General features: G+C 66.3%; 21 protein-coding genes. 16 read left to right on the forward strand and 5 right to left on the reverse strand.

The features are described 5' to 3' along the window. Positions 1-11 precede the first annotated feature (11 nt). The 6 genes from EEB15_RS27265 to EEB15_RS27290 are packed head-to-tail and all read left to right on the forward strand — an operon-like array spanning position 12 to position 5,838. Positions 12-1,229 carry an amino acid ABC transporter substrate-binding protein gene (locus EEB15_RS27265; protein WP_141513116.1) on the forward strand — a complete coding sequence of 406 codons (1,218 nt, stop codon included), beginning with the start codon at positions 12-14 and terminating at the stop codon, positions 1,227-1,229. 60 nt (positions 1,230-1,289) lie between these two features. After that, positions 1,290-2,396 carry an alcohol dehydrogenase catalytic domain-containing protein gene (locus tag EEB15_RS27270; RefSeq protein ID WP_199236648.1) on the forward strand — a complete coding sequence of 369 codons (1,107 nt, stop codon included), beginning with the start codon at positions 1,290-1,292 and terminating at the stop codon, positions 2,394-2,396. After that, the gene (locus EEB15_RS27275) at positions 2,393-3,508 is read left to right on the forward strand and encodes an ABC transporter substrate-binding protein (RefSeq protein ID WP_141513117.1); all 1,116 of its coding nucleotides are present in this window, start codon (positions 2,393-2,395) and stop codon (positions 3,506-3,508) included. The genes EEB15_RS27270 and EEB15_RS27275 overlap by 4 nt, the downstream gene beginning before the upstream one ends. A gap of 6 nt (positions 3,509-3,514) precedes the next feature. Continuing rightward, complete coding sequence (locus tag EEB15_RS27280; RefSeq protein ID WP_141513118.1) at positions 3,515-4,483, forward strand: C-terminal binding protein; 969 nt, start codon at positions 3,515-3,517, stop codon at positions 4,481-4,483. Beyond that, entirely contained in the window at positions 4,480-5,496 is a 1,017-nt protein-coding gene (locus EEB15_RS27285) for a phosphotransferase family protein (protein ID WP_141513119.1), read from the forward strand. Before EEB15_RS27280 ends, EEB15_RS27285 begins: the two co-directional genes overlap by 4 nt. Before the next feature lie 30 nt (positions 5,497-5,526). Continuing rightward, the gene (locus tag EEB15_RS27290) at positions 5,527-5,838 is read left to right on the forward strand and encodes a LysR family transcriptional regulator (protein ID WP_158290250.1); all 312 of its coding nucleotides are present in this window, start codon (positions 5,527-5,529) and stop codon (positions 5,836-5,838) included. Here EEB15_RS27290 and EEB15_RS27295 read toward each other — a convergent pair. Beyond that, complete coding sequence (locus tag EEB15_RS27295; protein WP_141513121.1) at positions 5,747-6,811, reverse strand: LacI family DNA-binding transcriptional regulator; 1,065 nt, start codon at positions 6,809-6,811, stop codon at positions 5,747-5,749. The two genes, EEB15_RS27290 and EEB15_RS27295, sit on opposite strands and share 92 nt — an antisense overlap. 200 nt (positions 6,812-7,011) lie before the next feature. On the opposite strand from EEB15_RS27295, the gene EEB15_RS27300 reads away from it, so the two are divergent. Beyond that, positions 7,012-8,022, forward strand: coding sequence for a porin (locus EEB15_RS27300; protein WP_141513122.1), 1,011 nt, complete (start codon positions 7,012-7,014; stop codon positions 8,020-8,022). A 22-nt stretch (positions 8,023-8,044) separates the two neighbouring features. Here the strand turns inward: EEB15_RS27300 and EEB15_RS27305 are convergent, their stop codons facing one another. From EEB15_RS27305 to fdxA, 4 genes are all read right to left on the reverse strand, one after another. Then, positions 8,045-9,232 (reverse strand): amidohydrolase family protein, encoded by a 1,188-nt coding sequence (locus EEB15_RS27305; RefSeq protein WP_141513123.1) that lies wholly within the window; start codon positions 9,230-9,232, stop codon positions 8,045-8,047. A gap of 279 nt (positions 9,233-9,511) precedes the next feature. Continuing rightward, positions 9,512-10,192 (reverse strand): TetR/AcrR family transcriptional regulator, encoded by a 681-nt coding sequence (locus EEB15_RS27310; RefSeq protein ID WP_141513124.1) that lies wholly within the window; start codon positions 10,190-10,192, stop codon positions 9,512-9,514. After that, entirely contained in the window at positions 10,189-10,962 is a 774-nt protein-coding gene (locus EEB15_RS27315; protein ID WP_141513125.1) for a ferredoxin--NADP reductase, read from the reverse strand. Before EEB15_RS27315 ends, EEB15_RS27310 begins: the two co-directional genes overlap by 4 nt. Positions 10,963-10,986: 24 nt before the next feature. Further along, entirely contained in the window at positions 10,987-11,328 is a 342-nt protein-coding gene (gene fdxA, locus EEB15_RS27320) for a ferredoxin FdxA (RefSeq protein ID WP_141513126.1), read from the reverse strand. 174 nt (positions 11,329-11,502) lie between these two features. On the opposite strand from fdxA, the gene EEB15_RS27325 reads away from it, so the two are divergent. From EEB15_RS27325 to pncA, 9 genes are all read left to right on the forward strand, one after another. After that, on the forward strand, positions 11,503-13,080 hold the full coding sequence (locus EEB15_RS27325; protein WP_141513127.1) for a 6-hydroxynicotinate reductase: 1,578 nt from the start codon (positions 11,503-11,505) through the stop codon (positions 13,078-13,080). 14 nt (positions 13,081-13,094) lie between these two features. Beyond that, positions 13,095-14,033: a UPF0280 family protein gene (locus EEB15_RS27330; protein WP_141513128.1), complete on the forward strand. Its 939-nt coding sequence runs from the start codon at positions 13,095-13,097 to the stop codon at positions 14,031-14,033. Then, entirely contained in the window at positions 14,030-14,683 is a 654-nt protein-coding gene (locus EEB15_RS27335) for an amino acid synthesis family protein (protein WP_141513129.1), read from the forward strand. The genes EEB15_RS27330 and EEB15_RS27335 overlap by 4 nt, the downstream gene beginning before the upstream one ends. A gap of 28 nt (positions 14,684-14,711) precedes the next feature. Continuing rightward, a complete protein-coding gene (locus EEB15_RS27340; protein ID WP_141513130.1) occupies positions 14,712-15,296 on the forward strand; it encodes an amino acid synthesis family protein in 585 nt (194 codons plus the stop codon). A 65-nt stretch (positions 15,297-15,361) separates the two neighbouring features. Further along, positions 15,362-16,588, forward strand: coding sequence for an ABC transporter substrate-binding protein (locus tag EEB15_RS27345; RefSeq protein WP_141513131.1), 1,227 nt, complete (start codon positions 15,362-15,364; stop codon positions 16,586-16,588). Positions 16,589-16,617: 29 nt separating this feature from the next. Further along, positions 16,618-18,501, forward strand: coding sequence for an ABC transporter permease (locus tag EEB15_RS27350; RefSeq protein ID WP_141513132.1), 1,884 nt, complete (start codon positions 16,618-16,620; stop codon positions 18,499-18,501). Then, positions 18,501-19,280, forward strand: a complete 780-nt coding sequence (locus EEB15_RS27355; RefSeq protein WP_141513133.1) for an ABC transporter ATP-binding protein — start codon at positions 18,501-18,503, stop codon at positions 19,278-19,280. Before EEB15_RS27350 ends, EEB15_RS27355 begins: the two co-directional genes overlap by 1 nt. Then, positions 19,280-20,038 carry an ABC transporter ATP-binding protein gene (locus EEB15_RS27360; RefSeq protein WP_141513134.1) on the forward strand — a complete coding sequence of 253 codons (759 nt, stop codon included), beginning with the start codon at positions 19,280-19,282 and terminating at the stop codon, positions 20,036-20,038. Before EEB15_RS27355 ends, EEB15_RS27360 begins: the two co-directional genes overlap by 1 nt. A gap of 40 nt (positions 20,039-20,078) precedes the next feature. Next, positions 20,079-20,804, forward strand: coding sequence for a bifunctional nicotinamidase/pyrazinamidase (gene pncA, locus EEB15_RS27365; protein WP_141513135.1), 726 nt, complete (start codon positions 20,079-20,081; stop codon positions 20,802-20,804). Positions 20,805-20,810 lie beyond the last annotated feature (6 nt).

Consider the following 20,810-nt stretch of genomic DNA (forward strand, 5'->3'; position numbering starts at 1 on the left):
GGAGACAACACATGAAGAAGATCGCGAGCCTGCAAAGGCGTTCCCTTGTCGCGGGTGCCGTCGGCGCCGCGGTAGCAGCCGCAGTGCCCTCGTGGGCGCAACAGCCCTCGGGTGCGCCGATCCGCGTCGGCGGCACGCTGCCCCTGACCGGCCCGCTGGCCGGCGTGGGCATGATCCACAAGATCGCCGGCGAGGCATTCGTTGACGCGGCCAACAAGCGCGGCGGCCTCTTGGGCCGCAAGCTCGAATGGGTGCTGCTGGACGACCAGTCGCAGCCGGCCAACACGCGCACTCTGTACGAGCGCCTGATCACGTCCGAGAAGGTGGACCTGCTGATGGGCCCCTACGGCACCAGTTCGATCATCGCGGCGATGGGCGTGGCGCAGCGCTTCAACAAGCTGTACATCCAGAGCAGCCTCGGCGACCCGGCGTTGGCGCCCTACGAGTTGCAGTTCCCCGCGTTGCCGCTGGGCGCCGACCCGCGCATCGCCGACACCGAGGTCATCCTCGACGCTTACGCCAGCACGGCCAAGCCGCCGAAGACGATCGCCTTCGTTACGAGCAAGTTCCCCTCGGCACTCGATCTGGCGAAGGGTGGCCAAGAGGTCGCGGCCAAGCGCGGCTTGAAGACCGTGCTCTCGCTCGAATACGAATTCGGCACGCGCGACTTCGGCAGCATCGCCGCGCGCATCAAGGACGCCAACCCTGACCTGCTGTGGTCCGGCGCCATCGGCCTGGAGGCCGCGCAACTGCTCGACGCCATGAAGCGCATCGAGTACCAGCCGCGCGATCACTTCTACCTGTTCCCCGCACCCGGCCCCACGGCCGCGCATCCGGCGGCCAATGGCCTCACCAGCCTCACCTGGTTCGAAGACCATGCGCCGTTCACCGACTACCCCGGTGCGACGGAGCTGGTGGGCCTGTACGTCGATCGCGCCAAGGCAGCCGGTCTGCCCTACACACGCGTCGACTACCAGGCCGCCGCCGAATACGCGGCGTGGCAGATGCTGGCCGCCGCCGTCAAGGCCGTGGGCCGCATCGACGACAAGGCGATGGCCGCGTGGCTGAAGGCCAATGCGGTGGAGACCGTGCTCGGCCCGCGGCGCTTCGACGGCAAGTTCAACAGCGGCGTTGCCGACACCAAGCTCAAGCAGGTGCAAGGCGGCAAGTGGGTCACGGTGTGGCCACCCAAGTTCCGCCCACCGGGCATTGCGCTCCTCGCGCCTTGAAGGCATGGATTGCGGATCAAGTCCGCAATGACAACCGATTTTGACAAAGGAAACTCACACATGAAGACCATGGTTGCAGCGCGGCTGCATGAGCTGCACAAGCCGATGACGCTCGACACCATCCCCGTCCCCAAGCCCCGGCCCACCGACGTGGTGGTGCGCGTGAAGGCCTGCGGGATCGTGCCGAACATGGCCAATGTCATCAACAACTGGCCCAGCTGGTTCCCGCACCAGCCACTGCCCAAATTCCCCGCCATCTTCGGCCTGGACCCGGCCGGCGTGATCGAGGAAGTGGGCGAGGCGGTGATCAACGCCAAACCCGGCGACCGCGTGTACGTGAGCCCGCTGCGTTCGTGCGGGTCGTGCAAGGCCTGCCGGTCGGGGCAGCGAAGCCAGTGCCGCTACTACACGCTCAATGGCTACTTCAGCACCAGCCGCGACGGCCAGAAGATTTTCGACCTGTACCCCTATGGCGGCTTCGGCGAATACATGACGGCACCCGAGTATTCGCTCGTCAATCTGCCGGACAACATCAGCTTCGAGCAGGCGGGCCGCTTCGGTTACTTGGGGACTTCGTACGGCGCACTGAAGAACGCAGGCGCGGGCCCGGGCCAGGTCGCGTTGATCGACGGCATCACCGGCACGCTGGGCGTCGCCGCCACCGTGCTCGGCCTGGCAATGGGTCTGTCCCGCATCCTGGGCACTGGGCGTGACGAGGAACTGCTGCGCCGCGTGAAGGCGCTGGCACCGGATCGCATCGAGGTCATGCGTTTGGGCGAAGGCTCCAGCGGCGAGTGGGCCAAGGCGATGACGGGCGGCGACGGCGCGGACTTCGCCATCAGCGCGCTGGGCGCGAAGGCGCCCGTGGCCACCATGCTCGATTCGATGAAGGGCGTGCGCCGCGGCGGCAAGGTGGTGAATGTGGGCGGCGTGGCGGACGATCTGCCGATCGACGTGAAGTGGCTGATGGACGAGCAGATCCAGCTGATCGGCTCCAACTGGTTCACCACCGCGCAGGGCCAGGAGATGGCGGACATGGTGGCAACCGGCACGCTGGACCTGTCGTACCTGCAGCATCGCAAGTTCCCGCTGTCGCAGGTGAACGAAGCGATCTCCGGCCTGAAGGACCGCGAGGGCGGCTTCAGCAACTACGTTGTGCTGCCGTGAACCGTAGACGCACGTTCGCCGTGATGCTGGCCGCGTGGGCGGCCGGCATCTGCATGGCTCAAGGCAGCGACCCCATCGTCGTGGGCCAGACCGCCATCGCCAGCGGCCCAGTCGCCGGTTTTTCCCGGGAGCCGGCGCTGGGCATCCAGGCCATGCTGGCGAGCGTGAATAAGGCCGGTGGCATCCGGGGCCGGCAAGTCGTGCTGCGGCAGCTGGATGACGCGAATTCGGCGGAGAAGGCCGAGGCCAACGTGCGTGCGCTGGTGCAGCAGGGCGCTGTGGCGATCCTGATGCCGATCGGCACTCTGCCGGCGGCTGGCGCCAGGAAGGCGGCCGAGGAGCTCAAGGTCCCGGTGATCGGCCCGTACACCGGCGCGGGGCAGGTCTATGCCGAAGGCTCCAGCGTCTATCCGCTGCGCATCAGCTTCGTTGAAGAGGCCACGCGCATCGTGAACCACATGGCCCTGATCGGCCAGACGCGCATTGCCGCGATCCGCAACGACAACCCGGGGGCCAAGGTGCCCGTCGACGCGGCGCGCAAAGCCCTGCAATCTCGTGGCAGCGACCTGGTGGGCGAGTTCGTGCTGTCGCAGGACGGCAGCGACGCGGCCGCCAAGGCGAAACAGCTGGCCGCGCTGAAGCCGCAGGGCGTGATCATGTCCGCGTCGAACCCGGTGGCGGCGAACTTCATCAAGGCCTACAAAGCCACGGGCGTGAGCTCGCAGTTCTACAGCACCTCGTTCCTGAACGGCAACCAGTTGCACAAGGACCTGGCGGATGCCGCCGCCGGTGTCGTGATCATGCAGGTGGTGCCGTCGCCCCGGGCGAACATCCGCCTTGCCGCCGACTACCGCGCCGCGATGGCAGCCATCGGCGCGGGCCAGCAGCTCAGTCATGCGAGCTTCGAAGGCTATATCGCGGCCAGGACGCTTGTCGACGCGCTCAAGAGAACCGCTGCGCCCGTCAAACCCGCTGCCCTGCAGCAGGCCCTGCAATCCATGAACGGCTACGACCTGGGCGGCCTCGCGATCAGCTTCCGTGACCAGGCGCATGGCGCGCTGAACTACGGTGAGCTGTCGATGATCGGCCGCCAAGGCGTTTTTGTTCGCTGAATCCCCATGACACACACTGTTCTTCTCACCGACTACGCCTGGCCCGACGACAGTGTCGAGCGCGGCATCATCGAAGGCGCCGGCATGCGCCTCGTCAGCGGACCGGCCGACCCGGCACCGGCGGCGCAGATCGAATCGCTCGCCCGCGACTGCCAGCCCTCGGCCATCCTGACTTGCTGGGCGCAGGTCACCGCCGCCGCGATCGAATCGGCGAAGCCGCTACAGATCGTCGCCCGGCTTGGCGTCGGCCTGGACAACATCGCGGTTGACACGGCCACGTCTCGCGGCATCTGGGTCACCAATGTGCCGGACTATTGCGTCGAGGAAGTCTCGGACCACGCCGTCGGCTTTGCACTCGCCTGGACCCGAGGCCTCGTCCACTTCGACCGCGAAGTGCGTGCCGGCCGCTGGGCACCCTCGAGTGCGCGGCTGCGGCGCCTGGCCGAACTGACTTGCGGCATCGTGGGCTTTGGGCGCATCGGCCGTGCGACGGCGCGCAAGCTCGCCGCGTTCGGGTGCCGCCTGCTCTCCTACGACCCTTACCCAGGCACGCCAACGCCCGGCGTCGAAAGCGTGGATCTCGAATCCCTGATGTCCCGCAGCGACATCGTGATCGTGCATGCGCCGCTCAGCCCCACGACCCATCACTTGATCGATGCGCAGCGCCTCGCGCTCATGCGACCGGGCGGACTGCTGATCAACGTGAGCCGCGGCGCGGTGGTTGACACGGACGCTGTGACCCGGGCGCTGGAGGAGGGCCGCCTCGCCGCCGCCGGGCTCGACGTGCTGGAGTCGGAGCCCGCAGTGCCGCAAGCCTTGCTGTCGCAACCCGGCGCCATGCTTACGCCGCACGTCGCCTTTTCGTCGGACGCGTCGCTGCTGGAACTGCGTCGCCGCGCGGCCGAGGAAGTGGTCCGTGTGCTGAAAGGCGATCAACCGCGCGAACCCCGTAACGCACCCGCAGGCAACCGATGACCGATGCATCCACCGCGCCCGACGCTTCGCTGACGGCGTTTCTCATCGGACAGCGATTGGCCGGCCCCCATGAGCCGGCCCAATGGCATCCGCTGGCCGGCGGAGTTTCGTCCGATATCTGGCAGGTCGAGCTGCCCGGCCGGTCGATCTGCATCAAGCGCGCCCTCCCTCAGTTGAAGGTGTCGGCCGAATGGCTGGCGCCGGTCGATCGCAACGCTTACGAATGGGCGTGGATGCAATTCGCGGCGCAGCACTGCCCCGGCAACGTGCCGACGCCGCTCGCCCATGACGAAGCAGCGGGCCTGTTCGCGATGTCGTTCCTCGCGCCGAACGCGCACCCGGTCTGGAAGCAGCAGCTGATGGCGGGGCAGGTCGTGCCCGCGACGGCCAGGGCGTTGGGTGAAGTCCTCGGGCGGCTGCATGCGGCGAGCGCGCAAGAGTGCGGCCTTCCGTCGGCCTTCGAAACGATCGACAACTTCCTCGCGCTGCGGCTGGACCCTTATCTGCTGGCGACGGCTGCGCGGCATCCGAGCTTGTCCTTGCAGCTGTCGAAGCTGGCGGTGCGTACGGCTGGCACGCAGCGCGCGTTGGTGCACGGCGACGTGAGTCCCAAGAACGTGCTGGTGGGCCCAGAGGGGCCGGTGTTGCTGGACGCGGAGTGCGCGTGGTATGGCGATCCGGCGTTCGACCTCGCGTTCTGCCTCAACCACCTTCTGCTCAAGTGCCTGGCGCGACCCGAGGCAAAGGATGTCTTGCTCGATTCGTTCGACATCCTCGCGCAGGAGTATCTGGCGCATGTCAACTGGGAGCCCTCCCACTCCCTGGAAGCGCGCTCGGCTGAGCTGCTGCCGGCACTGATGCTGGCGCGTGTGGACGGCAAGTCGCCAGTCGAATACCTCACCGATCCCGCCGCCAAGTCACTGGTGCGCAGCGCCGCCAGCGCGCTGATCGAGCGGCCCGTGACGCAGCTGGACTCGGTCGCGCAAGCCTGGCGGCGTGCACTGGCCTCGTAGGGAAGCAAGCCCATGGAAGCGGCGCAACGAGTGTCCTTCATCCAAAGGGAGCCGAACCTGGCGCGCCTCGACCTGGTGTCGCTGCGGCTGGTCCTCCTGTGCACGGAACTGGGCAGCCTCTCCCTGGCGGCCGGCGCGTCGAACCTGTCGCTGTCGGGCGCCAGCGGGCGCGTGGCACGCATCGAGCGGGCCTATGGCCGCAAGCTGTTCATCCGCCAGGCTCGCGGGCTCGAGCCCACGGTCGAGGGCGTTATCGTTGCGCGACACGCGCGCCGCGTGCTCGATGTTCTGGGGGAGATGAGCCAGAGCCTGGCCCAGGCGCGGCCGTGCTACCCCGCATGATCAGAGTCGCCGGCGACAACGAGGTGTAGGCGGGCCACGCGGCAGGTTTTTGCTTCAGCTGGTGCACGAACCACAAGCCGCAGGCTGTGGCCAGCTCGGACACGGGGAGGCCGATGGTGGTGAGGCCCGGGCCCCACCACTTGTAGCCGCGCTCGTCGCCGAAGCCGACGACCGACAGGTCGCGCGGGACTTCGATGCCCTGATCCTGCAGTTCGTCCAGCAGGCTGAAGGTGTGATGCACGGCCCCGGTCACGATGGCCGTAGGAGGCTTCTTCACCGCAAGCAGCCGTCGTGCCGCCTGCCGGCCGAAGTCCATGTCACCGGGCGGGCCCAATTCCTCCAGCCCCGCGGCGTGTGCGCCGGCCTCGGTCAATGCGCTGCGAAAGCCTTTCAGACGCGCCGCGCCGGTGGGGATTTCTTCCAGGCCGCCGATGTAGGCGATGCGGCGATGGCCCAGGTCCACCAGGTGCTTCGTTGCCTGGTGGAGCGCCTGCGTGTCGTCGATGCCGAACCATTGCTCGCCCAGCGCCGGGTACCTGCGCAGCAACTGGATGTGGGGCGTGGCCTTGAGCAGGCGCACGGCTTCCGGGTGCGGACGAACGCTCGGTACCAGGATGACACCGGCGACATCGACACCCAGCAACTCACGCACGTGCTTGAGTTCCACCTCGCGGTCGTCGTCCGTTTCCGACAGCATGAGCTGCAGGTTCTCCTTCTCCAGGCATTTGGACAGCGCGTGGGCGATCGTGGAATAGAAGCTGTTGCGGATGTCGGGAACGATCAGCCCCACCAGGTTGCTGGAGGCGCCTCGCATCATCCGCGCCGCGCGATTGGCGACGTAGCCGATTTCGGCGGCCACCTGCGCCACCTTTTTCTTCATGCCATCGCTGATGCGCGGGTCGTCGGCGAGAGCGCGACCCACGGTGGATGCGGAAACGTTCAGGCGGGCCGCGATGTCCTTGATCGTCACCATGGGCAGCGTCTCATGTGAATTTGCATGAACGATAGCATAGCGCAGGGTCGCCGGAAGGCAGCGACTTCCAACATCCACCCTTCGTAAATCCAGAAACCTCATTGACGCATCTGGGGCTGCTCTTCTAGACTTTGCGCTAACGATAGCACCAAGACATCGCCAAGAAGAACCCCCTCGATCAACCCACTCTGGAGACATCAATGAAATTTCGTCTGACCGCGGCCGCCGCGCTCACCGTGCTGGCCGGCCTGGCGCACGCCCAATCTTCCGTGACCCTGTTCGGCGTGGTCGACACCAGCCTGAAGTCCGTGTCCAACGGCGGCGTGAGGTCCACGCAGCTGAGCACCGACGGCCTGTCCAATTCGCGCCTGGGCTTCCGAGCCGAGGAAGACCTGGGTGGTGGCATGAAAGCCGGCGCGTGGCTCGAAGCCGCGCTGAACCCCGACACGGGCAGCATCAATGCCTCGGGCAAATTCTGGCACCGCCGCTCCACCGTGAGCCTGTCGGACTCCTGGGGCGAGCTGCGCCTGGGCCGCGACTTGAACCCGTCGTTCTGGAACCTCTCGATCTTCGATCCGTTCGGCACTTGTGGCGTGGGCTCGGGCTTCAACCTGGTGACCAATCTCGGCAGCGGTGCACAGACACTGCTGCGCACGGACAATGCCGTCGCGTACCTGCTGCCGTCGAACCTCGGCGGTTTATATGGCCACTTCATGCTGGCGCCGAGCGAAGGCGTGGCGGGTAACAAGTACAAAGGTGGGCGCCTGGGCTACCAGAGCGGCCCACTCAACGTCGCCGCGGCGTACGCGACGACCGCCACCGCGACAGCCGACGACTTCAAGCTGGTGAACGTGGGCGTCTCCTACGACTTGAAGGCAGTGAAGCTGTTTGCCCTCAACAACACCGCGAAGTACGGTGCGAAGAAGCAGGTGAACTGGGAGATCGGCCTGACCGCGCCGGTTGGGGGCACGGGCCTCGTGCGCGCGAGCTACCAGCGAGCCGACGCATCAGGCGCCGGGACCGACGCGAACGACGCGCGCCAGATCGCGATCGGTTATGTGCACAACCTGTCGATCCGCACGGCCTTGTATGCGTCGGCCTCGCACGTGCGCAACAGCGGTGCCGCCGCCTACGCCGTCGGCACGCCCCCGGCCGGAGTCCCGGGCAGCACCTCCAGGGGCTACGAGCTCGGCGTGCGCCACACGTTCTGAGCGGCGCCGAGATTCCCGGCGTTCAGAGCACGACCGGGATCTCGGTGGCGGGTGGCGTGTTGCGGCTGCGGCCGCAACGCACGAGGCCGTCGATCATCACCATGCCGACGCCGGGAATGTCGCCGAGTTGCACGCTCTCCAGCAAGCCCTTGCCGGCCGAGTGTTGGGCCTTGTCCATGAAGACGAAGTCGGCGGCACGGCCCGGTTCGATCAACCCGCAATTGAGGTTGCGAATCCTTGCCGTGTTGCCGGTGGCGAAGCAGAACACCAGCTCCGCCGGAATGCCGGCCAGGCTGGACAGCATGGCGACCATGCGAAGGATGCCGAGCGGCTGAACGCCCGAGCCCGCTGGACCATCGGTGCCCAGGATCACGCGGTGCGGGCACTTCAGCTGCAACGCCATCTGCGCGGCGGCGATCGCGACCTTCTCGTTGCCGTTGTGCACGATCTCGATCGCGCGCGAGGAGCGCTCGCACAGTTCGCAGACATGCGCTTCGGGCAGTGACGTATGGCCCCCGTTGATGTGCCCGATGATGTCGGCGTCGGCTTCGAGCACCACGTCCTTGTCGATCAGGCCCGAGCCGGGGATCGAGGGGCCGCCCGTGTGGATGGTGCTCTGGATGCCGTGCTTGCGCGCCCAGGCCACCATGCGCTGCGCTTCCTGGCCGGCCTTGACCGAACCCAGGCCTACTTCGCCGAGCAGCTTCACGCCGGCGTCGGCCAGGTCCTTGAAGTCCTGTTCGACCATGCCCTGCTCGATGACTGGCGCGCCGGCCAGCACCTTCACGCCGCCGGGCCGGAAGTTGTCGAATGCGCGTTGTGCCGTGATGGCCAGCGCTTTCAAACCGACGATGTCCTTGGGCCGGCCGGGCAGATGCACTTCACCGGCGGAGATCATCGTCGTCACGCCGCCGTTCATCGTCGAATCGATCCAGCCGATCTGGTTCTGGCGCGGCGTCCAGTCGCCGAACACCGGATGCACATGGCTGTCGATCAGGCCCGGTGCGACGCAGGTCTGGCGCGCGTCGATCAGCGTGGCGGGTTCGCTCGTGTCGCAATCTGCTGCGCGGCCCACCGAAGTGATGAGGCCATCGTGCACGACGATGGTGTCGGCGTCGAGGATGGGGCGGTCCAGGTCGCCCGACAGCAAGAGGCCGATGTTCTTGATGACGACCTTGCCGGACTTGCCGGTGCTCGTTGCGTCTGCCATGGAATGCTCCAGAATGTGTCGATGAATTTGATGTAGTGAATACTACATTGCCAAAGAGGCGCGGGCAAGAAGAACTAGGGTGACAGCTGGGCGGGATCGGGGTGGCGGGGCACTCTGCGCTGCGAATGTCCCCCGTCGCGGCAAGCCGCTCCCTCCTCCTTTATTTCGCTGCGCAGAGCGCCCCACCACCCCGATCCGGGAACCGTTGTTGGTGTTCGACCGTCGCGCGTCAACCCGGCGTCCGTGGCCGCGCGCTGCGACGCAGGGCATGACTGCCCGCTACGGCTTGACGGTGCGCAAAACCGCTTCGACAACGAACCCCTGCCAATGCGCCAAAGCCTCCGGGCTCTCCAGCTTCTCGCCCAGAAACGCCGACAACGTGTGGCGGTTCGACAGGTAGAAGTAGTTCATCGCGGCGATCATCAAATAGACGTCCCGGGCCGAGACGCCGCTGCGGAAGACCTTCTTGCGCACGCCGCTCTCCATCAGCTGCTCGATGATCTGGATGGCCGGCGAGGAATACTCGCGCGCGCGCAGCGACTTGGAGATGTGCTTGCCGCGGTGCAGGTTCTCGTCGTTCAGGAGCGTGATGAACTCGGGGTTGCGCTGGTAGAAATTCCACATGAAGGCGATGACGGCCTTGAGCGATTCTTCGGGCTGGTCGCTGCTCAGCTCCAGCGCCATCTCAGCCTCGTTGAACTTGCGGTACATGTCCTCCAGCACGGCAATGAAGAGGTCTTCCTTGCTGCCGAAGTAGTAGTAGATCATCCGGTCGTACGACTTGGCGGCCTTGGAGATCTCGTCGATGCGCCCGCCGGAGAACCCGTGCTTGGCGAAGATCTTGGTGGCGGCGCGAAGGATGCTGTCGCGCGTGTCTTGCGCTGCGAGTTCGCGCACGCCGGGCTTGCGCGCCAGCGGAGACTTGTTGGCGGGGTTGCGGCGCGGAGTGCTCGTGGTCATTGTTCGGCGAAGGCACGTTCTATCACAAATGCGCCGGGCCGCGAGGTGCTGCCTTCGGCGAAACCTTTGGCCTCCAGCATGTGCTTCAGGTCCTTCAGCATGCCGGGGCTGCCGCAGATCATGACACGGTCATCGTCGGGGTTGAGGTGCGGCACGCCCAGGTCGTCGAACATCTTGCCGTTGGCCATCAGGTCGGTGACGCGGCCCATCGTGCGATACGCCTCGCGCGTGACGGTGGGGTAGTAGCGCAGCTGGCCCGTGACCAGGTCGCCCAGGAATTCATGGGAAGGCAGATGTTCCACCAGCAGGTCGTGATAGGCCAGTTCTTCCTTCTGCCGCACGCCATGCACCAAGATGACCTGTTCGTACTTCTCATAGGTCGCGGGGTCGCGCACGATGCTCATGAAGGGTGCCAGGCCGGTGCCGGTCGACAGCAGGTAGAGCCGCTTGCCGGGCAGCAGGTAGTCGATCAGCAGCGTGCCCGTCGGCTTGCGCCCCACGATGATGCTGTCGCCCACCTGGATGTGCTGAAGCCGCGAGGTGAGCGGGCCGTCCGGCACCTTGATGCTGAGGAACTCCAGGTGTTCCTCGTAGTTGGCGCTGACGATGCTGTAGGCACGCAGCAGCGGCTTCTCGTTGACGCGCAGGCCGATCATCGTGAAGTGGCCGTTGGAAAAGCGCAGCGACTGGTCGCGTGTGGTCTTGAAGGTGAACAGCTTGTCGGTCCAGTGGTGGACTTCGAGGACCTTCTCTTCGTTGAATGCACTCATGGTGGTTGAGACGGAGTTGATGTTTCAGTTCGAGGCGGCCGGAGCGGACTCCAGGCCCGCCAGCTTGTTCTTGGCGTCTTTCCACAGCGCGGCGTCGGGCAGCGCTTCCTTGTGCTTGAGGATCAGCGGCCACTCTTGCGCGAGCTTCCTGTTGAGGTCGGTGAACGCCGCCATGTCGGCGGGCACTTCGGTGTCGACGTAGATCGCGTTGACCGGGCATTCGGGGATGCACACGGCGCAGTCGATGCACTCGTCCGGGTTGATCACCAGGAAGTCGGGGCCCTCGTGGAAGCAGTCCACGGGGCAGACCTCGACGCAGTCGGTGTACTTGCAGCGGATGCACGAATCGGTGACGACGTGAGTCATTCTGGGGCTCCTTCGCCCACTTCCGGGGCGTGAAAAAAATTCTTGCAACGGGGCGGACAATCGGCTAAATTGCGTTTCATGTAATAAGCACAACATGAACGTTAAGTGAATACTACATGAAACTCGCAACCGGTTCAAGAGACTTCAAGACCCATCCGCACAACGCCTAGCGCCATGACAGAACACACCAAGACCGACGGCCTGCCCGCGATGGATGCCAGCCCGGTGCCGCAAGTGCTGGAGCGCGCGGCGCCGCGCAACGAGCGCATGGCCGGCGACAAGATCGAATGCAACGCCTGCCCGGTGCTGTGTCAGATCTCGGCGGGCAAGACCGGCGCGTGCGACCGCTACGCCAACGCCGCCGGCGTGCTGATTCGCGTGGACCCGGTGGTGTTGTTGCGCAAGACGCTGGACGAGGGCGACAAGCAGGTGGTGCCTTTCACCGCGCGCGACGAGGCCGCAACGAGCGTCGTGCCGTCCGAGGAGCTGTTCGTCACCGGCATCGGCGCCTCCACCACATATCCCGACTACAAGCCCGCGCCGTTCATCGTCTCTTCGCAAGCGCAAGGCGTGGACGTGGTGACTGTGGTCACCGAAGGCATCTTCAGCTACTGCAGCCTGAAGGTGAAGATCGACACCGACCGCTGGCTCGGGCCAGAGCAGGCCAATGTGCGCTGCAAGGGTGAAGTGGTGGGCCACGTCACCACCGCTGAATATGGCTCGCAGATGCTGTCGCTCGGCGGCGTGCACCACCTCACCGGCGGCAGCAAGAAGGAAGGCCGCGTCACCTGCGACATGATGCAGTTGCTGGGCAACAAGCAGGCGGTGGAGTTCACCATCGACGGCGGCGCGCAGGTCGTGATCCAGGCCGGCCGCGCGCCCATCGTGAACGGTGTCGAAGAAGAGCGCATGCGCGTGGGCTGCGGCTCGGCGACGGTGGGCATCTTCGCCAAGCAGTTCTACGGACAGGCCGACGAGGTCGTGGTGGTCGACGACCACATCACCGGCGTGCTGACGCAGCACCAGGCCGGCCGCTGCCTGGGCATGCGGCCGTCCGGCATCCGCATTCGCGGCCGCAAGTCCACGCCCGGCCGCTACTTCCAGGTGGCGAATCCGGGCACCGGCTGGGGCGGTACCGACATCGCCGACCCGATGTCGATCATCGAAGGCTGGGACGCGGAGTCCGCCTGGCCCGGCTTGCGCCTGCTGATGGTATCCACCACCGGCGAGCACTCGGCGTGGTTCGAACTGGACGAGCAACTCGTGCCGCGTTCGATGCCCATGCCCGAGCCCGTCATGAGCACGGTCGCGCGCATCGGCGAGAACTGCGAGCCGTCGCTTTGCACGGTGCTGTTTCTTGGAGGTGCCGGCGGCAGCTTGCGCGCCGGTGTGACCGAAAACCCGGTGCAGCTCACGCGCGCCATCAAGCAGGCGCTGGTGAACGTCACCTGTGGCGGTGCGCCCGCCTACGTCTGGCCCGGCGGCGGCATCACCGTGATGGTCGATGTGATGCGCATGCCCGACAACAGCTTCGGCACCGTGCCCACGCCGGCCATCGTCGCGCCGATCGAGTTCAGCATGCGGCTGGACGACTACCAGGCGTTGGGCGGTCACATGGGCTACGTGCGGCCGCTGGCTGAGGTGCTGGCCAGCGGCGCCTGGCACAACGACGGTGCGCCCACGGGCCGTCGCATCGACTCATTCGTTCCGGCGAACGCGTGGCCGCTCGGCCTGCCGCCGATGCTGGGCTGAGGCAAGACCGACCTATGAATGCGCACCGCAAACCCCTGTCCGGCGGCCGCTGGCACTTCCAGCATGGCCCGATCGACATCGTGATCGGCGCCGACGGCGAGGCGCAGGCGATCGAGGAAGCGCACGAGGCCGCCTGGCGACGCTTCTCCAGCGTGCTGAACGAACTGGTGGCCGAGCTTGCGCTGCTGCGCCAACCGGTGCACGGCGCCTGCCCGTTGAAGGGCGTGGTCGCGCGGCGCATGTGGCAGGCTTGCCATCCCTTCTGCGGCGAGTTCATCACGCCCATGGCGGCGGTGGCGGGCGCTGTGGCGCAGGAACTCATCGCGTTCTACGAGCGGCCCGGCATCGCCCGCGCATGGGTGAACAACGGCGGCGACATCGCGCTGCACCTGGCGCCCGGCGAGTCGCTGCGCGTCGGCCTCTTCGCCGACATCGCGCAATACGATGCGCACGAAGCGATGCAGCCGCTGCTGCGGACCGACGGCAATTTCAGCGTCCACGCCAGCTTGCCCGTGCGCGGCATCGCCACCAGCGGCTGGCGCGGCCGCAGCCTGTCGCTGGGCATCGCCGACAGCGTCACGGTCCTGGCACGAACGGCGGCGCAGGCGGATGCGGCGGCCACCATGATCGCCAACGCGGTGGACATCCAGGACGCGCGCGTCGAGCGCCGCCCCGCCAGCCAGATCAAGGACGACTCCGACCTGGGCGACCTGCCGGTCACGGTGAACGTTCCTTCGCTGGGCGAGACCGCCGTGCGCCAGGCGCTACGCGCCGGACATCGGCGCGCCAAGCAATTGCAGGCGGCCGACCTGATCTGGTCGGCCGTCATCGTGTGCCAGGGCTGGACCGCCACCACCGACAGCGCGCAGCACCAGCCGCTGCCCCGCCCGGATGCGGCCAGGCCGGCCGGCCGGCATCGAACCGCTCTTCGCCTGAAAGCGCCAAGATCATGACGACATCCCTCATCCAGATCCGGCGGATCCTCACGCACGTGGAGGACATCCACCACGAGTCTGGCCCGCCGCCGGCGCAGCCCTTGCGCCGTGGTGCGGTCGCGGCCGTGCTCTCCAACCCGTTCGCCGGCCGCTACGAGCCCGACATCCTGCCCATGATGGAGCAGCTGCAGCCGGTGGGCGTGGAGATGGCAGGGCGGTTGCGCGCCGCGATGGACGTGCCGGTTGAGCGCATCGAAAGCTACGGCAAAGGCGCGATCATCGGCGCAGCGGGCGAGCTCGAACATGGCGCGCTCTGGCACGTGCCGGGCGGCTATGCCATGCGTGAGCTGCTCGGTTGGAAGGGTGACAGGAAGTCCTATGCGCAAGGCCAGGCCGACGCCGCCAAGGGCCAACCGGGCAACGCGCTGGCGATCGTGCCTTCGACCAAGAAGGTCGGCGCGGCGGGCTGCACGCTCGACGTGCCGCTCACCCACATCAACGCGGCTTACGTGCGCAGCCATTTCGACGCCATGGAGGTGCGGGTGCCTGGCGCGCCGCTCGCCGACGAGATCGTGTTCATCCTGGTGATGAGCACCGGTGCGCGCGTGCATGCGCGTGTGGGCGGATTGAAAGCCGCCGAGATCAGCCGCTGGGACGGGCTGCGCTAAAGCGCACACATTCGAAGAAAGAGCAGTCATGACGAGCAAGATCCGAAAAATCGTGGTCCAGGTGGACGAAGTCCTGTACGAGATGGGGCGCCCCATTTCACCGCCGGCGCGCAAGGCGCTGGCCATGGCCGTGATCGAGAACCCCTACGCCGGGCGCTACAGCGAAAACCTGGACGAGCTGATCGCCATCGGCGAGGAGCTCGGGGCGCTGCTCGGTGAAAAATGCGTCCAGGCCCTAGGCATCGCGCCGGGGCAGGCGCACAGTTACGGCAAAGCAGCCATCGTGGGTGAAAACGGCGAACTCGAACATGCCGCGGCGATCCTTCATCCCAAGCTCGGCGCTCCTTTGCGCAAGGCCGTCGAAAAGGGCGCCGCTCTGGTGCCGTCGAGCAAGAAGCGCGGTGGCCTGGGAACGGCCATCGACGTGCCGCTGGGCCACAAGGATGCGGCGTTCGTGCGCAGCCACTTCGACGCGATGGAAGCGCGCGTGTCCGACGCGCCGCGCCCCAATGAGATCGTGGTGGCGGTGGTCGTCACCGACAGCGGCCGGCCGCTGCCGCGCATCGGCGGCCTGCAGGCCAGCGAAATCAAGGGCGAGGACGGCCTGCGTTAGGCCCGACTCTTGCAGCAAGAAGACAACCTCAGTTTCCGTTCACTTTGACAAACCAGGAGCGACCGATGAAGACCTATTGGAACAAGCTGAAGTCCGCCGCGGCGGTGTTCGCGGTAGTGGCCGGAGCGGGCGCACTGGCCGTGCCCGCCCATGCGCAGACCGGCAAGCCGATCAAGATCGGCGAGATCAACAGCTACAAGGCGCAGCCCGCCTTCCTCGAGCCCTACAAGAAGGGGATGGAACTGGCCGTTGAAGAGATCAACGCCGCCGGTGGCGTCAACGGCCGCAAGTTCGAGCTGCTCACGCGCGACGACAACGCCAACCCCGGCGACGCGGTGCGCGCGGCCGAAGAGCTGATCTCGCGCGAGCAGGTCGACGTGCTGGCGGGCTCGTTCCTGTCCAACATCGGACTCGCGCTGACCGACTTCGCCAAGCAGAAGAAGTTCTTCTTCCTGGCCGGCGAGCCGCTGACCGACAAGATCGTCTGGCAGAACGGCAACCGCTACACCTTCCGCCTGCGCACCTCCACCTATATGCAGGCCGCGATGCTGGTGCCGGAAGCCGTCAAGCTGAAGAAGAAGCGCTGGGCCGTGGTGTTCCCCAACTACGAATACGGCCAATCCGCGGCTGCCACGTTCAAGGCCCTGATGAAGGCGGCCCAACCCGACATCGAGTTCGTCGCCGAGCAGGCGCCGCCGCTGGGCAAGGTCGACGCGGGCAGCGTGGTGCAGGCACTGGCCGACGCCAAGCCCGACGCGATCTTCAATGTGCTGTTCGGCGCCGACCTGTCGAAGTTCGTGCGCGAAGGCAATACGCGCGGCCTGTTCAAGGACCGTGAAGTGGTGAGCCTCTTGACCGGCGAGCCCGAATACCTCGACCCGCTGAAGGATGAGGCGCCCAACGGCTGGATCGTCACCGGCTACCCGTGGTACGGCATCCAGACGCCGGAACACAAAGCGTTCTTCCTCGCTTACAAGGCCAAGTACAACGACTATCCGCGCCTGGGCTCGGTGGTCGGCTACAGCACCATCATGTCTTTGGCGGCCGGCATGAAGAAGGCCAAGAGCACCGACACCGAAAAACTGATCACCGCCTTCGAGGGGCTGGAGCTGATGACGCCGTTCGGCAAGGTGACCTACCGCGCCGTCGACCACCAGTCGACGATGGGCGCCTACGTCGGCAAGACGGCCAACAAGGGTGGCGCGGGCACCATGGTCGACTACCAGTACTTCGACGGCGCCAAGTACCTGCCTTCGGACGCCGAAGTCAAGAAGATGCGCGCCGCGCCCTGACGCGACTGTCACACCGACCAGACCCTCTCATGGACATCTCCGGATTCGTGGTCCAGCTCCTCAATGGGCTGGCCGGTGCCTCTTCGCTGTTCCTCGTCGGCGCGGGGCTGTCGCTGATCTTCGGCGTCACCCGCATCGTCAACTTCGCGCATGGCTCGTTCTACATGCTGGGCATCTACATCGCCTATTCGCTCGTCGCGCGGATGGGCGGGGGCGCCTGGTTCTGGCCGGCACTGCTGGTCGCATCGCTGCTGGTCGGTGCCGTCGGCGCGATCGTGGAGATGACGCTGCTGCGCCGCATCTACCGCGCGCCGGAGCTGCTGCAATTGCTGGCCACCTTCGCCCTGGTGCTGGTGATCAAGGACGCGACGCTGTGGCTGTGGGGTTCGGAAGAACTGCTCGGACCGCGCGCGCCCGGCCTCAGCGGCTCGGTGATGATCCTGGGGCGGCAGTTCCCGTCCTATGACCTGTTCCTGATCGTCGTCGGCCCGGTTGTGTTGGGCGCGCTGTGGCTGCTGCTCACACGCACGCGTTGGGGCACGCTGGTGCGCGCCGCCACGCAAGACCGCGAGATGGTGAGCGCGCTGGGCGTCAACCAGGTGTGGCTGTTCACCAGCGTGTTCGCGCTGGGGGCGATGCTTGCGGGGTTGGGCGGCGCCTTGCAGCTGCCGCGCGAGCCGGCCAACCTGGAGATGGACCTGCACACGATAGGCTCGGCCTTCGTGGTGGTGGTGGTGGGCGGCATGGGCTCGATCCCCGGCGCCTACGTGTCCGCGCTGCTGATCGCGGAACTCAAGGCGCTGTGCATCTGGCTGGGCCTGGTCGAAGTCTTCGGCATCAGCATCTCATTTTCCAAACTCACGCTGGTCGTCGAGTTCCTGGTGATGGCCGTGGTGCTGGTGGTTCGCCCGTGGGGCCTGATGGGCCGGCCGCAGGCGGTGAGCCGCTACACCGGCGCGGCCGAAACGCCGCTGCGTCCCGCGGACAAGCCGCTCAAGCTGACGGCGGCTGCATTGGCGGTGGTGTTGATCCTGCTGCCGCTGGCCACCGCCGGTTCGCCCTACATCACGGTCCTGACCATCGACCTGATGATCGCCGCGCTGTTCGCGGCCAGCCTGCACTTCATCATGGGGCCGGCCGGCATGCATTCGTTCGGCCACGCGGCGTACTTCGGCCTGGGTGCCTATGGCGCGGCGTTGCTGGTGCGCAGCATTGGATTGCCGATGGAAGGTGCGCTCGTTGTTGCGCCTATCGTCGCTGCGCTGGGCGCGCTGGTTTTCGGCTGGTTCTGCGTGCGGCTCTCTGGCGTGTACCTCGCCATGCTCACGCTGGCGTTCGCGCAGATCACGTGGGCCGTGGTGTTTCAGTGGGACAGCTTCACCGGCGGCAGCAACGGGCTAACCGGCGTGTGGCCGTCCTCCTGGCTCGCCGACAAGCGCAGCTACTACTACCTCACGCTGCTGCTGGTGGCGGGCAGCGTGCTCTGGCTGCGGCGCGCGCTGTTCTCGCCGTTTGGTTATGCGATCCGCGCCAGCCGCGACTCGGCGCTGCGCGCGGATGCCATCGGCATCGACGTCAAACGCATGCAATGGGTGGCCTTCGTGCTGGTCGGCCTGTTCGCGGGCCTGGCCGGCGCGCTGTTCGCGTTCTCTAAAGGCAGCATCTCGCCCGATAGCTTGCACGTAGGCAAGTCGGTGGACGCGCTGGTGATGGTACTGCTGGGCGGCGTGCAGACGCTCGCAGGCCCAGTGGTCGGTGCCGTCACCTTCACCTGGCTACACGACACCGTGGCCCGCAACACCGACTACTGGCGCGCCATGCTGGGCGCCGTCATCCTGATCCTCGTCCTGCTGTTCCCGATGGGGATCGCGGGATTCATCAAGCAACTGGTCAACCGCAGGCAGGAGGCCTGATGAGTCTTCTCAAAGTAAGCGGCCTGGGCAAATCCTTCGGCGGCGTGCGCGCCGTGGACGGCATCGACTTCGAACTGGCGGCCGGTGAGCTGTTGGCCCTCATCGGCCCCAACGGCGCCGGCAAGTCCACCACCTTCAACATGGTCAACGGCCAGTTGCGTTGCGACGGCGGGTCCATCCAGCTCAACGGCCAGGAACTGGTGGGCCTGAAGCCGCGCCAGATCTGGCGTATGGGTGTCAGCCGAACCTTCCAGATCGCCGAAACCTTTGCTTCGCTCGCCGTGGTCGAGAACGTGCAGATGGCGCTGCTGTCCGCCGACAACAAGCTGTTCTCGATGTGGAAGGCCGCGGCCGCACATCGACGCGACGACGCGATGCGCCTGCTGGACCAGGTCGGCATGGCGGCGCAGGCCGACCGGCCTTGCAGCGTGCTGGCCTACGGCGACGTCAAGCGCGTGGAACTGGCCATCGCCATGGCGAACGAGCCCAAGCTCTTGCTGATGGACGAGCCCACGGCCGGCATGGCGCCCAAAGAACGCAACGAGCTGATGGCGCTGACCAAGCGGCTGGTGCTGGACCGCGGTATGGCTGTGCTCTTCACCGAGCACAGCATGGACGTGGTGTTCGCGTATGCGGACCGGATGATCGTGCTGGCTCGTGGCCGGCTGATCGCGCAGGGCAAGCCGGCGGAAATTCGCGACCACCCCAAGGTGCAAGAGGTCTATTTCGGCAGTGGCAAGACCTTCGAGAAATCCGGTTCGGTGAAGGAGGCCGTGTGATGAGCGCTCCCCACCCTTACGTGCATGTCGGCCCTGAGCCCTTGCTGAAAGCCCAAGGCCTGCAAGCCTGGTACGGCGCGGCGCAGATTCTCTACGACGTGGACCTGCAGGTCGGCCGCGGCGAAGTGGTCGCACTCATGGGCCGCAACGGCGCCGGCAAGTCCACCACGCTCAAGGCCATCATGGGCATGCTGGACAAGCGCCGCGGTGCGCTCACGTTCATGGGGCAAGACATCTCCAAGGCGCCGCCCTATGAGGTGTCGCGCATGGGCCTGGGCTTCGTGCCCGAAGACCGCCGCATCTTCACCGACCTGTCGGTGATGGAGAACCTCGCCGTGGGCCGCCAGCCAGAACGCCAATGGCCCGAAGGCCAGGCCGCGCCGAGCTGGACGCCGGAGCGCCTGTTCAAGCTGTTCCCCAACCTGGGCGAAATGCGCGAGCGGGCCGGCGGGCGCATGAGCGGCGGCGAGCAGCAGATGCTCACCGTGGCGCGCACGCTGATGGGCAATCCTTATCTGGTGCTGCTGGACGAACCCTCGGAGGGCGTGGCCCCGCTGATCGTCGAGCAGATGGCGCAGATGATCCTGGAGCTCAAGGCCCAGGGCGTGAGCATTCTGTTGTCCGAGCAGAACATGCACTTCGCGGAGCTGGTGTCCGATCGCGCCTACGTGCTGGAAAAGGGGCAGATCCGCTACCAGGCTTCGATGGCCGAGCTCGCGGTCAACGAAGAAGTGCGCCGCAACTACTTGAGCGTCTGACTTCCCACTGCAGTCCCCTCAACTCACCAGGAGCCTTGTCATGCAAAGCCTCGATCGAAGATTCTTCCTGCGCTCCGGCGCGATCGGCCTCGCCGCCGCAGCCGTCCCCTTCGCGCCGCTGTTCGCGGCGGGCAAGATCAAGACCGGCGCATCGTCGGCACTGATCGTGGTCGACGTGCAGAACTGCTTCGTGCCCGGCGGCACGCTGCCCGTGGGCAAGGGCGACGAGGTCGTGCCCATCGTCAATCGCCTGGCTCAGTCTTTCGAGAACGTGGTGGTGACGCAAGACTGGCACACGCCCGGCCACGCCTCCTTCGCCAGCGCGCACGCGGGCAAGAAGCCCTTCGAGATGACGAAGCTTGCGTACGGCCAGCAGGTGCTGTGGCCCGACCACTGCGTGCAGGGAACCGATGACGCCGCGCTGCACAAGGACCTGAAGCTACCGCATGCGCAGCTGATCCTGCGCAAGGGCTATCACAAGAACATGGACAGCTACTCGGCTTTCGAGGAAGCGGACCACAAAAGCTCCACCGGCCTGGCCGGTTACCTGAAGCAGCGCGGCATCAAGACCGTGTTCGTCACAGGCCTGGCCACTGACTTCTGCGTCGCGTGGACGGCGATGGACGCGCGCAAGCTCGGCTTCGACACCTACGTGATTGAAGATGCCACGCGCGCGATCGACCTCAACGGTTCACTCGCCGCGGCCTGGAAGCAGATGAGCGCCAAGGGCGTCAAACGCATCCAGTCGGCCGACATCCTCGGCTAGGAGCAC

This window comes from Ramlibacter sp. WS9, from assembly GCF_003797765.1.
Lineage (GTDB): Bacteria > Pseudomonadota > Gammaproteobacteria > Burkholderiales > Burkholderiaceae_C > Ramlibacter.